The organism is Pseudoalteromonas sp. SIMBA_162 (assembly GCF_046535955.1).
GTDB lineage: Bacteria > Pseudomonadota > Gammaproteobacteria > Enterobacterales > Alteromonadaceae > Pseudoalteromonas > Pseudoalteromonas marina.
Map to the genome: position 1 here is coordinate 1 of NZ_JAWJBQ010001286.1, position 233 is coordinate 233.

1 protein-coding gene is annotated in these 233 nt (G+C 67.4%); it reads right to left on the reverse strand.

Going from position 1 to position 233, the window contains the following annotated elements; all coding sequences use genetic code 11:
• Window positions 1-233, reverse strand: a 233-nt coding sequence (locus R0J88_RS23785) for an acyl-CoA thioesterase (RefSeq protein ID WP_410901426.1), incomplete at both ends; no start/stop codon positions are given.

Sequence of the window (233 nt, forward strand, 5' to 3'; positions counted from 1 at the left end):
GCCCTTCGGATCGCCGGCGTGCACGGACACGTGAATGTGCATGCTGGTGCGGCCCGTCGCGACGACGCGCGCCTTCAGCTCGACCAGATTGCCGACCAGAATCGGCCGCTGGAACCGGATGTTGCCGACGCTCACCGTCACGCAATAGCGGCTCGACCACACGGCCGCGCACGCATACGCGACCTCGTCGATCCACTTCATCAGCGCGCCGCCGTGCACCTTGCCGCCGAAGT